Raw genomic sequence first — 15795 nt, 5'->3', positions numbered from 1 at the left:
GTCCGGCGTCCCGTCCCGTCGCCCGCGCGGGGTCCGGCGTGCGGCCCCGGCCGCTGCGCAGGGCGTTGACGGGCGACAGGTGCGCGGGGTACCCATGCTCGTGGCAGGTCTTCGGGCCCGGCCGTTGCCCCCACGATGATCGGCAGCCCTGCGGTGCCCCGGCCGGCCGCTGCGGCATCCTGGCACCGCCGATGTGCAGGAAGCACCGATGAAGACGACGAGTCCCGACCGGCCCCGGCGGTCCTGGCCGCTGCTCGGCCGCGACGCGGAACTGGCCGAGGCAGGCCGGGCGATCGACGATCCCCGCCGCGGCGGGGTGTGGGTGACCGGGCCCTCCGGCACCGGCCGCAGCCGGCTGGCGCAGGAGTGCTGGGAGCGGGCCGGGCGCCGGGGACACCCGCGGCTGCGCGTCACGGCGACCGCCGCCGCACGCTCGGTGCCCCTCGGCGCGCTGGCCCCGCTGCTCCGGAGCGGCCCCGACGGGACGCCCGCCCTCGACACCGACGCGGCGCCCGGGCGGCGACGGCCCGTGCTGCTGCTGGACGACGCCCACCATCTCGACGGCGCGTCGGCCCGGTTGCTCACCTCCTGGCTACAGGGGCGCCGGATCGCACTGGTCGCCACGGCCGACGCCGCGGGTGCCGACGCTCCGTGGCCGGAACACGCCCTGCACGCCGTGCGACTGGGGGCTCTGCCGCAGGCCGTGGTGGGAGAACTCCTGGAGCGGGTGCTGGACGGTGCGGTCGAGCGCAGGACCGTGCGCGTGCTGCACGAGACCAGCGGGGGGCGGCCGCGCGACCTGCGGGAACTGGTGGACGACGCGGTGCGGCGGCGGACGCTGGTGCCGGAGGGGCCGCTGTGGCGGCTGGTCGGTCCGCTCACCGCTCCCCCGAGGCTGCTCGCCCTGATCGAGAGCCGGCTGCGCCGCCTCGACCCGCCGCACAGCGCCTTCCTCCAGCGGTTGGCGGTGTGCGGGCGCCTCGCGCTGGGCTCCGCGGAGCGCGCGTCCGCGGAGGTGCTGGCCGACGAGGGCTGGCTCCGCTTCGTGGCGGAGGGCCCGCGGCAGTGCGCCGAGCCGGCCGGTCCGCTCTACCCGCAGGTGCTGCGGGCGGGACTTCCGGCGCAGCGGATCCGCCGCATACTGCGGGACCAGGCCGCACGTTCGCGGGCCCTGGACCCCGGCCCCGCGGGGCTGCTGCGTTCGGTGTGCTGGCGCCTCGAAGCGGCCGACGCCGTGGATCCGGGCGAGCTGGAGCAGGCCGTCGCACTGGCCCGGCGGGCCCAGGACCACGCGGTCACGCTGCGGCTGGCCCGGGAGCTGGCCCAGGTGCGCCCGCATGCGCGCACCCTGCTGCTGCTGGCCGAGGAGCTGTACGAGGGCGGCCACCCGCGGGAGGCCGAACGCACGGTGCGACGGGCGCTGGAGGAGGCCACCGAGGACGACGACCGGCTGTTCGCCGTGGCGTTGCACGTCCAGAGTCTGGCCTTCGGCCTGCTGCGGGTCGACGAGGCGCTCGACGTCAACTCCGCGGCGCTGCGGGCGTTCGCCGGCCACCCGGAGGTGGCGGTACTGCGGGCGAACGAGGCCGCGCTGTGGAGCCTGCTGGGGGACGTACGGCGGGCCGGGCGGGCGCTGCGGGAGGTCGCGGCGGCCCCGGGAACGCCCGCCGCCGCTCTCGTGGCGGTGCCCCGCGTGTACTGCCTGACGGAGGCGGGCCGCACGGGCGACGCGGTGCGGGCCGCCCGGCAGGCGCGGGCCCGGCGCCGGGCGGAGGCCGGCGCCGACACCATGGCGCACCCGACGCTGCTGCTCGGCGCCGAGGCCCGGGCGCTGGCGGAGTCCGGGGCGCTGGCCGCGGCGGAGGAACTGGCCCGGCAGGGCTACGACCGGGCGGTAGACGCCGGTGCGGGACGCGCCCAGACCTGGTTGTCGGAGCACCTGGGCTGGATCTGCTATCTCGGGGGCCGGCTGGGCGAATCGCGGGTCTGGTACAGCAGCGTGCTCGCGCACGCCCGCGAGGTGGGGCTGCGTTCCGGCGAGTGGGTGGGCCTGTGCGGGCAGGCGCTGACCGCGGCGGTGTGCGGCGAGGTCGACCGCGCGGAACTGTGCTGGGAGCAGGCGCGGTCGCTGCGCCCGGGCCGTTGGTGGCGTCCGGAGGCGGCGCTGGTCAGCGCCTGGCTCGCGGCCGCGACCGGCCGGGCGTCGCGGGCCCGGGACGAGCTCGTCGCGGCGGCCGCGGAGGCCTCCCGGCGGGGTCTGCGCACCGCGGCGTCCCATCTGTGGTGCGACGCGGCCCGGCTCGGGGCGGCGCAGCAGGCGGTGGCGCCGCTGACGGAGCTGGCGGAGGGCTCCGACAGTGCGCTGGCCGCCGCACGTGCCGACCTGGCGCGGGCGCTGGCCACCGGGCGGGCCGGCCCGCTGGAGCGGAGTGCCGGCCGGCTGGCCTCGCTGGGCGCCGGGCTCCTCGCCGCGGAAGCCTGGAACGCCGCGGCGACCGTGCACACCAGGGCCGGCGCCGGGGTGCCGGCCCGCACCGCCCGGGAGCGCGCCCTGGCCCTCACCGGCCCGGGCGGCGCGCGGACTCCGGGGCTGGTGCCGCCGGCGGTGCGGTGCCGGCTGACCGCGCGTGAGTTGGACGTGGCGCTGGCCGCGGCGAGCGGTCTGAGCAGCGAGGAGATCGCCCGGCGGCTGTCCTTGGCGGTGCGCACCGTCGTCAACCACGTCCAGCGCATCTGCGCCAAGCTGGAGATCAACGACCGGAAGATGCTGCCCACCGCGGTCCACCGCCTGCCCGGGGAGCCGGCCGCGGGCTGACGCGGCGGCTATTCCCACTCCCCGAGCGCGCGGCCGAGTTCGCCGCGCGCGCTCACGCCGAGCTTCGCGTAGGCCCGTTGCAGATGGTTGTCGACGGTGCGTACCGACAGCACGAGCCGCGCCGCGATCTCCTGGCTGGACAGTCCGCCCGCCGCCAGCTGCGCCACGTCCCGCTCGCGGCCGGTGAGCGGACGGGCCTGGTCCCGGTGCGGCAGCGGCGCGCTGACGCGGTCCGTGCCGCAGCGGTCCAGCAGCCGTCGGGACAACACCGCGGCCGCCGCGGCGCTGCGCGACTCGCCCGCCCGGGCCGCCAGGGCCGACGCCTCGCCGGCGGCCTCGGCCCCCGTCATGTCGGCACCCAGCCGGGCGCACCGTTCGGCGGCCGCGCGCAGCGCCCGGTGGTCCTCGTCGGCGAGCCCCGCGGCCAGTCGGGCCCGGGCCCCGGCGAGCGGGCTGTCGCCGTCCGCGGCCAGTTCCGCGAGGCGGGTGCGGACCTCGGGGGCGGCGCCGAGCCGCGCGGCGTCCGCCAGGAGCCATCCCTCGTACGAGGCCATGCCCGTCGCCCGGGCACGGGCGGCGGCGGCCAGCAAGGCGCGTTGTGCCGCCGGCCGGGCGCCGCGGGCCGCGTGCTGCCAGGCGAGCGCGAGCTGCCGGATGAGCCAGGACGCCTGCTGGCGTTCGCCGTCCGGGCCGCCGGTGGCGGCGAGTTCGCGCTCGGCCCGGTCGGCGCGCCCGGCCTGGGCGTGCACCGCGGCCAGGCCCGCGCCCGCGAACACCACCGCCCGCCGGAAGCCGTGGCCCCGCGCCAGGCCCAGTGACTCGGTGAACCAGTCGTGCGCGGCGCCGAGATGGCCGGCGAGCAGTTCGCAGCGCCCCAGGTGCGCGGCGATCCAGATCTGCGGTGCCAGTGCCCGGGCCGCCACCGCTTGGGTGAAGGCCGCCCGGCCCACGGCGCGCGCTTCCCCGCCGCGCCCGGCATCGGTCAGCGCCGCGACGCGGTAGATGGCGGGTCCGCTGGCGTGCGACGAGGGGCTGCCCGGCCGCTGTTCGCCCTCGGCGGCGACGAGTTCCTCGTGCACCTCGCGGGCAAGCTCCACGGCCTCGCCGGTGCGGCCGGCGTAGCCGAGGGCGAGCGAGCGCTGCAGCTGTGCCCACAGCCGCAGCCGCGGGACGGCGATGTCCTCCGCGTCGGCCAACAGCCGCAGTGCGTCGGGCACGCCACCCGCGTTGAGCCGATAGGCGGCCTCGTTGACGCGCAGGAACCGCCGGCCGCCCGCGTCCAGCCGGGTGGCGGCGCGGGCGTTGACCTCCAGGGTGCGCGCGGTGTCGCCGAGGCCCCAGTAGAGGTTCTGAGTGCGTTCCATGGCGACGGTGACGATGTCCTCGTGGCTCGTCGCCAGGCGTTCCGCGGCGCTCAGGGAGTCCTCGGCCTCCGCCCAGCGGCCGGTGTGGTGGTACGCCTCCCCGCGCAGCAGCAGGACCTCCAGGACCGCGTCGTTCCGCGGGACATCCGCGAGGAGTTCGACGACCTTGGGGTAGTCGCGGACGTGTCGTGCCATGCGGGCCGCGGGGAGCAGTGTCTCCAGGCCGACGGGCAGTCCGGCGGCCAGCCGCCAGGTGGCCAGGCGCAGCGCGTCCTCCCGCCGGCGGGCCCCCAGTTCGGCGAGGTGGGCGGCCTGGTCGCGGTAGATCGCCCGACGGCGCGGGGCGGCGATGCCCCGCCGCAGCACCTGGCCGTAGAGCGGGTGGTCCAGCACGCAGACGACGCGCCGTCGGTCCATGCGGACGCGTATCAGTCCGTCCTCCTCCAGCGCCTCGACATCCTCCGGCCGGTGACCGCCGTGCGCCAGGGCGTCGGGCGAGAGCGGCTCGCACAGGGCGAGGAGTTCGAGCACCCGCAGCCGGCGGGCGTCGAGGCCGGCGAGCCGGCTGCGGACGATCTCGGTCAGCCGGCTGGTGCCGGCCAGCGGACCGGTGAGGTGCCACAGCCCGTTCTCGCGCACCAGCTCGGCCGAGTCGAGGGCGCCGGCGACCAGTTCGCGCAGTACGAGGGCGTTGCCGCGCGAGGCGTGACTCAGCGTGCGGAGGGTGGCGTGCTCCACGGGTCCGCCGAGCACTCCGCGGACGAGTTCGGCGGTTTCGGCCGCGTCGAACGCGGCCAGGTCCAGGCGGTGGCTGCCCTCTTCGTGCTCGAAGGACTCCACCACGTCCGACGGCGGCACCGGGGTGCGCACCGTGCCCACCAGGGTGACGACGCCGGTCCGCACCAGGTGCCCGAGCAGCACGGCGGAGGCGTTGTCCAGCAGGGGGAGGTCGTCGACCAGGACCACGGTGGGCCGGGGGCGCCCGGTGGCCGGGGGCGGTGCGAGGGCCTCCGCCGCGGCGTGGAAGGTCCGCACCGGGTCGTGGGCCGGCGCATCCGGTGGCAGCAGATGCCCGAGCGCCCCGAGCGGCAGTGCGGCGGTCGCGGCGGTGGCCACCACTCGCTCGGTGCGGTGACCCGCGCGTGCCGCGTGGCGCAGGAACTCCTCCGCGAGCCGGCTCTTGCCCACCCCGGCCGGGCCGTACAGCAGCAGGGCACATGCCTCGGCGCTGTCGAGGTGGGACCGGAAGGCGGCCAGTTCCTCGGCGCGGCAGGCGAACGGCCAGCGGTGGCGCCGAGCGCCCGGGAGCGGGCAGGCCCCGTCCCGGGCACCGGTTGCCGGGCCCTCACCTGCTTCGTTGCGCGGTCCCGAGGAGGACCGGGGGGACGTCACCTCATGCTCCCTGCTCGTTGTGCCCTGCGCCGCCGGCCGACCGGCCGGGCCGCCCGTCGCGGAGCGGGCCCTGCCGGCCCGCCCCCAGTCTGTCCGCTCCCGGCGCCGGGCACATGAGTAGGTATTGCTCCGATGGCCCCGAACCCGCGCGGCCGGGCACCACGCGGTCAGGCTGCCCTCAGAGCAGCGCCTTGGCGTTGCGTTCCAGGTCCTCGATGCCGCCGCACAGGAAGAATGCCTGCTCGGGGAAGTGGTCGTAGGTGCCGTCGGCGATCGCGTTGAAGGCGTGGATCGACTCGTCCAGCGGCACGGTCGAGCCGTCCATGCCGGTGAACTGCTTGGCGACATAGGTGTTCTGCGACAGGAAGCGCTCGATACGGCGGGCTCGGTGGACGATGGTCCGGTCCTCGTCGCCGAGTTCGTCGATGCCCAGGATCGCGATGATGTCCTGAAGGTCCTTGTACTTCTGCAGGATGCTCTTGACCCGTGAGGCGCACTCGTAGTGGGCCTGCGAGATGTAGCGCGGATCCAGAATGCGGGACGTGGAGTCCAGCGGGTCGACCGCCGGATAGATGCCCTTCTCCGAGATCGGACGGGAGAGCACCGTCGTGGCGTCGAGGTGGGCGAAGGCCGTGGCCGGAGCCGGATCGGTCAGGTCGTCGGCGGGGACGAAGATCGCCTGCATCGAGGTGATCGAGTGACCACGGGTCGAGGTGATGCGCTCCTGCAACAGGCCCATCTCGTCGGCCAGGTTCGGCTGGTAACCCACTGCCGAGGGCATCCGGCCGAGCAGGGTCGACACCTCGGAACCGGCCTGGGTGAATCGGAAGATGTTGTCGATGAAGAACAGCACGTCCTGCTTCCGCACATCGCGGAAGTACTCCGCCATGGTCAGACCGGCCAGCGCGATGCGCAGCCTGGTGCCCGGCGGCTCGTCCATCTGACCGAAGACCAGCGCGGTCTTGTCGATGACGCCCGAGTCGGCCATTTCCTCGATGAGGTCGCTGCCCTCCCGGGTGCGCTCGCCGACACCGGCGAACACCGAGACGCCCTCGTGGTGGTGGGCGACGCGGTAGATCATCTCCTGGATGAGCACCGTCTTACCGACACCGGCGCCGCCGAACAGTCCGATCTTGCCGCCCTTGACGTAGGGGGTCAGCAGGTCGATGACCTTGACGCCGGTCTCGAACATCTCCGTCTTCGATTCGAGTTCGTCGAAGCGGGGCGGACGGCGGTGGATCGGCCGGCGCTCGACGGTGTCGGCGGGCCTCTCCGCCCCGTTCAGGACATCGCCGAGAAGGTTGAACACCTTGCCCTTGGTGAAATCCCCGACCGGGACCGTGATCGGGGCACCGGTATCGGTCACCGGGGCCCGGCGGGCCAGACCGTCCGTGATCTGCATGGCGATGCATCGCACCAGCCCGTCCGCCAGGTGGTGAGCCACCTCCAGCGTCAACGTGCGCCGCTCGCCCGCGAAATCCACGTCCACGTGCAGCGCATGGTGGATTTCCGGCAGCGCGTCCGGGGGGAATCGCACGTCGACGACGGGCCCGAGCACGCGGGCGACCCGGCCGGTGACGGGGGTGGCGGTAGCCATGAGAGGGCACTCCTTGCCTTCGCGGATGGGGCTCGGCCCATCTCGACCAATTACACACAACCATAGTTGTGGAAATCTAGATTCTCAACCTTGGTTGTGCATTTCCGCGAGGAATCCCACCTGAGCTCCGTTCGTCCTCGACGCCCCGGCCCTGCCGTCGCCCCCAGGCCCGGGGTGCCGGGTCAGTTGTCCGGCGCGTCCGAGCCCATCCGGGCATCCGTGCCGCACACGGCCGGCCCGGGACGGGGCCGGGTCCCGTCGACCGGCGTGCACAGCCAGTCGACGACCTTGTCGTTCTGCCGGAAGAACGCGGCGTTGGTCCGCGGCCGCGACAGCGACCCCAGCGCGCCGGAGGCGGCGTGATCGCCGAGCGCGACGAGCCGGTCGTCCCGCCGCCCGTGGCCGTCGAGGACGTGGAACGTCCGCGGGCAGGTGGCGAGCTTCGCCCCGTGGGCAGGCGTGGCCGGTACGGTCACCCGCGCGAGACCGCCCTCCGCCATCCCGCGCAGCAGCCCCGAGGCGTCCGCGAGGACATCGGAGTCGGGCAGCCAGGCGTCCACCAGGTGTGCGGCCCGGAACTCCTCGCCCGGCAGCGTGCGGGTGCGCAGGACGAAGGTCCCGGTGGACGGGTCGGTCCCCACGGCCGGCTCCGCTCCGGCGAAGCGGACCAGGCCGCATCCGGCCAGCGCCGCGAGCTGTTCGATCCGCAGCGCGGGCGCGCCCGCCGCGGCGCGCCGGGCGAACCCGGACAGCGTCGCGACGAGTCGGCGCGCCTCCGGGCCCGACGCGGCCCCCTCCCGCATCAGCACGCCGATGATGGTCTCGACGGCGCGCACCAGGGCCTGTTGGGCCGCGGCGTCGGTGGTGTGCCGGGGGTCGTCGGCCCGGCGCGCCGCCGCGTGCAGCCGCTGCCGCATCCAGGTCGTGAGCCGGTCGGCGGACGGCATGACGGGCAACGCGGCCGGTGCGAGGTCGGGTTCGACGAACCGGTCGGCGGGGTGGGTGAGGTGCCGGGCGAGGGCGGACCATGCGGGGTCACCGACGGGGGTGGCCCGCAGGACGGCCGCGCACGCGTCCCATCCCATGGGTCCGGCCTGCGGATCCCTGGCGAACAGCTCCTCATAGTGTGCCCAGGCCATCTCCCGCACCACGGCCCGCCACAGCTCCCCCGGGACGGCCCGCCGCACGGCCTGGCCGCCACTTGTCAGGCGGTCCGCGGCTGCCCGGATGTCCGCTTCGCTCAGCAGGACGGGCGCGGTCCGCTCCGGCGTGAGCGGCGGCACGGAGGGACGGGCGCGGGGCGGGAGGCCCCGGCGCGACGCGACGACGAACGCCGGTTCACGGCCGGACGGCTCGTAGGCCAGCGCTCCGGACGTGTCCCGGCGGAAGACGCCTCCGCGCCCCTCCGTCAGCAGGATCATCAGGTCCAGGAACGCCAGCCCCAGCCCCCGTACGAGGAGCGGTTCCCGAGCCGGCATGCCGGACAGGTCGAGGTCCGCGGTGTAGGAGGGCGGGAGGTAGCGGCCCCCGCTGCGCACGGCGAATGTGTGCAGGTCCCGCTGCCCGGGTGAGGGGGCGCCGTCGAGATTGCCGAGGGCGAGGACCGCGCGGTCGGCGACCAGGCGGCGGCCGCCCTCCAGGTGGACGTCCAGCGCGCCGTCGGAGCGTTCGCGGACGCGGAGTGCGCGCACGGCATGGGTCACCACCGTCCACCCGGAGGACAGCGCGTCCAGCGACGTCCGCAGACACCAGGACAGGTACGCGCCGCACAGCCGGCGGCTCGCATAGCTTCGGGGTGTCAGCAGACCCGCTTCGGCGACCAGCGCCGGATCGGTGCACCAGCGGGGTGCGATGCGCGAGGCCCAGGTGTACAGCGTCGGCCCCACCGTCAGCGGGCCGGTGGTCCGGACGCTCTCGTCGGGCAGGAGGGTGACGTCGCCGCACCGCGAGTTCATCCACAGCAGCGAGGACTGGTCCTGCCGCCAGACCCGGCCGCCGTCGGGGTGCGGATCCACCAGGTGCAGCGTCCCCGGCCCCTTGGGGCGGCGGGCCGCGAGGCGTTCGACGATGCCGACGCCTCGCGGGCCCGCGCCGATGACCACGACACGGGGGGCGGTGCCGCTCGGGGAGCCGGCCGCGCTCACGGGGTGCTCCCCCGGGTGAGGTCGAGTCCGGTGTGGTGAGCGGCGAAGGACAGCACGTCGCAGCTCATCAGGTGGCGGGCGCCGCGGGCCATCGAGGTGTGCCCGCTGTCGCCGTAGGAGCGCAGGAGGTACGGGCCCCGGCCGCTCGACGCGCGCTGCAGCCGGGCGCAGAACTTCCGGGCGTGCAGCGGGGCGACGCGGGTGTCTCCGTGCAGGGTGATGAGCAGCGTCGGCGGATACCGCAGCCCGTGCTCGATGCGGTGGTAGGGCGAGTAGGAGAGCAGATGCCGGAACTGGTCGGGGTCGGCGGCGGAGCCGAACTCGTGCCGCCAGGACCGCCCCAGTCCGCTCCGCTCGTAGCGCACCATGTCGGTGAGCGGAGCGACGCAGACCACCGCGGCGTACCGGTCGGGATCGCGCACCATGGCGGCGGCCATCGTCAGACCGCCGTTGCTCATTCCCACAAGGGCCAGCAGGTCGGGCCCGCCGAGTCCGCGCCGGCGCAGATGGTCGGCGACCGCCTCCAGGTCCTCGAAGGTGCTGTGCTTGCCCGCGGCCGCGGTCGGTCCGCGCAGGTCGGGGACCACGACGAGGCCGCCCGCCCGCACCCAGGCCAGCACCAGCGATTCGTACGACGAGGTCAGCTCCCGGCCGAAGCCGCCGTAGCCCAGCAGGAGGGTGGGCAGCGGGCCGGAGGGCCGGCCGCGGTGGGCGAGCAAGGTCAGCGGCACACCGGTCCCGTCGGCGGAGGGCGCGGACTCCCGCCACTCCTCCAAGGGCTGCGGTCCGGCCTCCGGGATCGTCACACCGGGCGCGGAGTCCGGGTCGAGGGGGACCGCGACGGGCGGTGTCGTCCAGCTCGTCCAGCCCAGTCGTACCCCGCCGTGTGGTGGGGACTCCAGGGAGAGCACCGTGCCGGAGGGAGGAAGCGGCAGCGGGCGCGGCGGGGTGCGCGTGCCGGGGTGGTGGACGAAGAGCGCGGGGCTGCCGGCGAGGGTGCGGGCGACCAGCAGCCGGGGCGGGCGGGACCCGTCGGCGTCGTCCACGGGGCACAGGTGGGTCAGCGGGGCCCCGGGTTCCTCCGGGATCACGGTCGTCCAGTGGTCCGGGCCCGGCCGGTCCCGGTCGACCACGACGACCTGCCCGTCCGGTGCCCCGTGCGTCGTGGCGACGAAGACGGTTCCGTTGCGTGCGACATGGGCGGTGGAGACGGCGTCGGCTGCTTCCTGCAGCGGTGTCCAGACGGGGCGGGCCGGATCCGCGCCGAGATCGGCGAGCCACAGCCGGTTGCGGGTCTCGCTGCCGCGGCGGATCTCGACCGTCAGCCACCGCCCGTGCCACACACGGGCCCGGTAGCGGTCCAGATCGTCGCTGCCGTGCCACACCTGCCGGTCCCGGCCGTGGCGGTGCAGCCAGAGGTCCTGGGGCCCGCCGTCCGCGGCGCTCCTGGCGTGGAAGAAGCCGCTGCCGTCCGGCAGCCATGCGACCGGGCTGTGCCGCGTGCGCGGGATGCGGTGGCGCACCTCACCGGTCGCCACGTCCAGGAGCAGCAGCGGGGTGTGGTCCTCGCGCCCGTCCTGGAGGATCTGGCAGGCGACCGTACGGCCGTCGGGAGCGGGCTCCCAGGACGCCAGGGCCGACTGCCGCCACAGGACGACCGGTTCGTCGTCGCGCCCCGCCTCGAAGACGGCCAGGGCCGGGAATTCCGCCTCGGCGTCGACCACTTCCCGGAAGACGCGGGTGCCGACGCGGCGTTCCGGCCGCCGTCCCCCGTACGCCATGAGGTGCGACAGGGTCCGCGCCGCGGCATGGCGGCCGGGGAGGGCGGCCAACTCGGCGTCGGAGAGCCGGTCCTGGTGTGCCAGCCAGTCGAGGGTGGCGGGCGCGGCGGGGTCTTCCAGCCACCGGAACGGGTCCTCCACGAGATGGCCGTGGATCACCTCATGCGCCGGCGCGCATGGGCCGACGGGGTGGGTGACGCCGCCGGGGCCGCCCCGGGGTGCGGTCGTGTCGGGGCGGTCCCGGGGTGCGGAACGAGGGTGACCGTCCGGGCGGTCGGGCCCGTACGGGCCGGTGCCCGGGTGGGCCGGTCCGGGGTGAGGCGTGGGGGTCATGACACCGCCTTCTCCGTGAGGGTGGTCGGGGCAGGTCCCGGGCGCCGGCCAGGTGGGGTGCGTACGCCCCTGGCCAGCCAGGGAAGGGTGAGCAGCGGAAGGGCGGCGGCACACCACAGCGTGGTCCGGGTTCCGGCGACGGTGGCCAGCAGCCCGGCGCCGAGTGCGCCTGCCACCTGGCAGGCGGTCGAGGCGCTGCGCAGGAGGGCCACGGTGCGCCCGAGGGTGCCGGGTGCGCTGTCGGCCAGGACCACGGTGGAGAGGCAGACGTTGGAGACCGCCCCGGAGAACTTCGCCGCGGCGAGGCCGGCGGCGGCCGTGGCCGCGGCCAGCGGAAGCGGTCCGCCGGCGGCGGCGAGCGCGGCGGACGCCAGGATCTGTGCTGCGCTCGCCGCGAGGAACCACCGTCGGGTACCGCCGCGCCGGGCCAGGCGAGGTCCGGCCCAGGAGCCGAGCATGCCCGCCAGGCCGGTCGCCACGAAGGCGAAGCCGAACAGGGCGGCCGGCACGTGCAGTTCGCGCAGGAGGAAGGGGCCCAGCAGCGCCGCGCCGGCGGCGGTCGCGGCCGATTGCAGCAGGAGCAGACCGAAGACCGACCGCAGGAATGAACCCCGGCGGAGCAGGCCGTGGAGCCGCACTCCCTCGCGAGCGGGCCGGTCCTCCGCCGCCGCCCCGTCGTCGGAGACGGGCGCGTCGGGCCGGCGGATGCTCAGCAGCAGCACGGCGCTGAGCGCGTAGGTGAGGGTGTCGATGCCGTAGGCGGCGGCGCCGCCCAGGGCGGCGACGGTGAGCCCGGCCAGCGCGTTGCCCGCGAGCCTGGCCCCGTACTCTCCGCTCTGCAGCGTGGCCCGCGCCTCGGGCAGCGCTCCGGCGGGCACCACACTCTGGAGGTGCAGGAAGTACAGGGTTTCCGACGCCGCGGCGATGCCACCCAGCAGCAGGGTGAGCCCGGCCAGCCAGAGGACCGAGAGGTGAGCCGTCGCGGCGGCAAGTGCGGTGAGTGCCAGCAGACTTCCGGCGGCGAGGTCGCAGCGGACGAGCTGTCGGCGGGGCCGCCGGGCCCGGTCCGCTGCCGCGCCCGCCCAGGGGCCGAGGAGGGCCGCCGGAAGGTATCCCGCCGCGGTCAGCAACCCGGTCTGCGTGGTCGAGGCGTTGAGGGACTCCACCGCGATCGTGGTGGTGGCGACGAAGGTGAGGACCGTCCCGAACTGCGAGGCCACCTCGGCCCACCAGTACCGGCGGAAGTCCGTGCTGCTCATGGCGGGGCGGTCTCCGTCCTTGGTTCTCCGGTGGCCGTGGGCCGGGCGCATCGTCACTGGGTGCCCCCCCCACGGCCGGATATCAGCAGGCGATGGAGAGCGTGCTCTTCTCCGGCGGCATCGGAGCGTCGTCCACGTCGGTGGCCAGCTGCTGCAGCTCAATAACGTTCATCACGATCAATTCCTTCTTCTCGAACGGACGGCGGTCGGGTGCGACCGCCGCGGCCCCGGGGGCTCCCCGGGAAGTGCATTGGGACCTGTCGGTCCGGTGGCCGTGGGCCGGGCACTCGGTGAGTCGCCCGGCCCACGGCCGGGCATCAGCAGGCGATGGAGAGCGTGCTCTTCTCCGGCGGCATCGGAGCGTCGTCCACGTCGGTGGCCAGCTGCTGCAGCTCAATAACGTTCATCATGATCAATTCCTTCTTCTTGAACGGACGGCGGTCGGGTATGACCGCCTCTCCCGGGGAGATCACCCCGGGAAGTCTGAGGGGAGGGCAGGCGCCGGCACCGGGCGCCGCTCGACGTGGGCGTCGAGGGTGAACAGCGGGTCGGCGGTGCCTCGCAGGAGGTGGTCGAGGAAGAGCAGCACGCCCGCGGAACCGCTGCCGAGGTCGCAGCTCAGCCGCACCCCCGGGTCCCCGTGCAGGTAGGTGCCGTCCTCGGTGGGGACGAGGTGCACGAACAAGCGCGTCGCCACGTCCTGGGCCATGGCGCGGGCCGATTCGTCCGCGGACCGCCGGGCGGCGTCGGACCAGTGGGTGCCCAGTCCGGCCAGCCCCTGGAACAGGCCGCCGGCACGGGTGAAGAGACAGCTCGCGGCCGTGCGGATCCCGGCCGCGGCATCGCACAGCTCCTCGTCGTCCCCGAGCGAGCGGTAGCGCTCGACCACCATGCCGATGCCCGCGCTCCCGCTCCAGAGGTACGGCATGAGCCGGCGGTCCGTCGCCGACACCGGGAAGAGCAGACCTCCGTGGTCGTACGTCCCCCGCCCGAGGTCGCGGGCGAGCAGCCGTCGGCCCCGCACACGCGCCGGTTCGTCACCGGTGAGCCGGTAAAGGTAGTAGAGGGCCATGGCGACCCCGGCGGGTCCGGTGGCCAGCCCTGTGGTCGCCAGGTCGCCGGGAGTCTCGTCACGCGACGGCGCGAGCAACTCCGCGGCCCACTCGGCGTATCGGCACTCGCGCGTCGCCGCGTGGAGTCGCAGACACGCCATCGCCACGCCGGCCCGCCCGTGAGCGAAGTCGGGACAGTCCCGCAGGACGGGGTGGTCCACGGCGAGCCGGAGCAGCGCCGCGGCCTCGTCGAGCCGCCCGGCGTCGGCCAGGACCCAGCTCAGGCCCGCCGTACCGCTGAAGAGCCCCGGGGGCAGGACGGTCCGTGACGCGACGGCGTCCCGTGTGAAGCGGGCGAGGATCGCGTCCGGCACCTCCACCCCGGACCGCTGCAGCGCGTACAGCACCCCCGCCGAACCGTGCCGGATCGCCAGCGTGTTGGTCGCGAAGCCTTCGGGGACGGTGGGAAAGAGCGTGCCACCGTTCTCCGGGTCCGCCGCGCTCAGGATGCCCCGCACCAGATCGTCCCGGAGCGCGTGCAACTGCGGCGCGGGCGCGCTCGCCGGCCGCTCCGGGGACACAGCGGGCGTCGGCGGGGACACCAACAGGGGTGCGCTGCGGCGCAGTACCTGGTCCCACAGGGCCTTCGGCGGCGGACTCACCCGCTCCAGCAGGGCCCGCAGATGACCGAGCACGGCGGGATTGCGGTCCGCGGTCACCTGGATCGGGGCCAGCAGGTACAGCGCCACGGAGGACAGGGCGTGCTCGTCCTGTGCGAGAGGGCGGGTCCTGGCGAGGTCCGGATCGAAGAAGCCGGCGGCGCCGATCAGGGCCGGCAGCCGGCCGACGGGGCCGACGGTCTCGAAGTCCACCAGTCGCGGCACTCCGCCCTCCTGGACCAGGACATTGTCCGGACCGAGGTCGATGAAGGCGTGGCCCGCCGCATGGAGGCGCCGCAGGTCGTCGCGCAGCGCGTCGATCAATTTCTCGCAGGCGGCGAAATACCGCTCGAATTCCGCCGCGGTCGCGGTGCTGTTGACAATGGGGTTGTTCCGCACCGTCCAGGCGTGGAGGCTCTCCCCGTCAACGAACTCCGTCACCAGAAAGTCGTGCCCGCCCTCGGTGAAGTAGTCGAGTGGCTCCGGACACAAACCCGGGTGCAGGGCGTGCAGTGCCGTCAAGGCCTGGAATTCGGAATGCAGTCGCTGCCGCGCGTCGCTTTCCGTGCTGACCAGGCCGACATGCGGCCGGGCCTCTTTCAGGAACACCCGCCGTCCGGTGGACTGCTGGACGCCCTGGTACGTTCCGCCGCTGTTGCTGAACCGCACGACGCGCTCGATCGTGCAGCCACCCACCGACACCTCTCCCGCCCGGGGCGCCCGGGAGGCCACCGGCTCCTGGAAGGGGTCGGTGATGCCCGGGGGAAGTCCGCATCCGATGCCCCGCTCGTCCTCGACGGTGTCGCCGTGCGCGTCGATGACCGTCCCCGAGAACGAACCGTCAGGTCGTACGCGGCCCTGCGAGGTGAAGGCACCGTAGCGGTAGTACACGCAGGCCGAGCCCTCGAAGGCACGATCGGTCAGGACGTACGGGCCCTCCTCGCCGGCCAGCGCCTCCTTCAGGTCGCGCATCAGGCACAGGGCGGTCCGCGGGTCACCGGGATACGCGGCGATGAACTTGCCGGCCTGGCGCCGCGAGGCGTGCTTGTGGTGCATCACCACGAAGTCGAGCGGGGTGGCCAGGTGTTTGAACACCACACCGTGCTCCGCGCAGAGCGGCGCTGCGATGTCGAGCACGTGCCGGGCCCGGTCGGCGCGCGCACTGATGTGCACCTTCCAGCCCTGCGCCTCGATATCCGCGCCGCCGCCCGGGTGCCATTGCCGCCATATTCCGGAGACGGTGTTCCGCCAGTCGACCGGCAGACCGTGCGGAACATAGGAGGCATCTTTCCCGGGCACCGTCCCGGCCTGGACATAGAAAGGACCGGCTCCCAGAACATGAGCCAATTCATTCATGGTTGCCCCTTCGGGTGGAGTGGTCCGCCGGGAGCCTCCGTCC

8 protein-coding genes are annotated in these 15795 nt (G+C 74.7%); 1 reads left to right on the top strand and 7 read right to left on the bottom strand.

The window, feature by feature from the left end:
- Nucleotides 1-208: 208 nt before the first annotated feature.
- Nucleotides 209-2815, top strand: coding sequence for a helix-turn-helix transcriptional regulator (locus tag IEY78_RS01510; protein ID WP_189095615.1), 2607 nt, complete (start codon nt 209-211; stop codon nt 2813-2815).
- 8 nt (nt 2816-2823) lie between these two features.
- Here IEY78_RS01510 and IEY78_RS01505 read toward each other — a convergent pair whose 3' ends face one another.
- The 7 genes from IEY78_RS01505 to lanKC all read right to left on the bottom strand — a co-directional run bounded on the left by IEY78_RS01505 (nt 2824) and on the right by lanKC (nt 15743).
- Nucleotides 2824-5571: a helix-turn-helix transcriptional regulator gene (locus IEY78_RS01505; RefSeq protein ID WP_189095614.1), complete on the bottom strand. Its 2748-nt coding sequence runs from the start codon at nt 5569-5571 to the stop codon at nt 2824-2826.
- Nucleotides 5572-5749: 178 nt separating this feature from the next.
- Entirely contained in the window at nt 5750-7168 is a 1419-nt protein-coding gene (atpD, locus tag IEY78_RS01500) for a F0F1 ATP synthase subunit beta (protein WP_189095612.1), read from the bottom strand.
- A 182-nt stretch (nt 7169-7350) separates the two neighbouring features.
- On the bottom strand, nt 7351-9312 hold the full coding sequence (locus IEY78_RS01495) for an FAD/NAD(P)-binding protein (protein WP_189095611.1): 1962 nt from the start codon (nt 9310-9312) through the stop codon (nt 7351-7353).
- On the bottom strand, nt 9309-11426 hold the full coding sequence (locus IEY78_RS01490) for a prolyl oligopeptidase family serine peptidase (RefSeq protein WP_189095609.1): 2118 nt from the start codon (nt 11424-11426) through the stop codon (nt 9309-9311). Before IEY78_RS01490 ends, IEY78_RS01495 begins: the two co-directional genes overlap by 4 nt.
- Nucleotides 11423-12685 (bottom strand): MFS transporter, encoded by a 1263-nt coding sequence (locus IEY78_RS01485; protein ID WP_189095607.1) that lies wholly within the window; start codon nt 12683-12685, stop codon nt 11423-11425. The genes IEY78_RS01490 and IEY78_RS01485 overlap by 4 nt, the downstream gene beginning before the upstream one ends.
- 317 nt (nt 12686-13002) lie before the next feature.
- On the bottom strand, nt 13003-13158 hold the full coding sequence (locus IEY78_RS01480; RefSeq protein WP_189095605.1) for a hypothetical protein: 156 nt from the start codon (nt 13156-13158) through the stop codon (nt 13003-13005).
- Complete coding sequence (lanKC, locus tag IEY78_RS01475) at nt 13155-15743, bottom strand: class III lanthionine synthetase LanKC (RefSeq protein WP_189095603.1); 2589 nt, start codon at nt 15741-15743, stop codon at nt 13155-13157. Before lanKC ends, IEY78_RS01480 begins: the two co-directional genes overlap by 4 nt.
- Nucleotides 15744-15795 lie beyond the last annotated feature (52 nt).

The sequence above is a fragment of the Streptomyces kronopolitis genome (assembly GCF_014646275.1).
GTDB classification, from domain to species: domain Bacteria; phylum Actinomycetota; class Actinomycetes; order Streptomycetales; family Streptomycetaceae; genus Streptomyces; species Streptomyces kronopolitis.
Note: the sequence above shows the minus strand (reverse complement) of the source record. Positions and strands in the feature narration are given on the sequence as shown.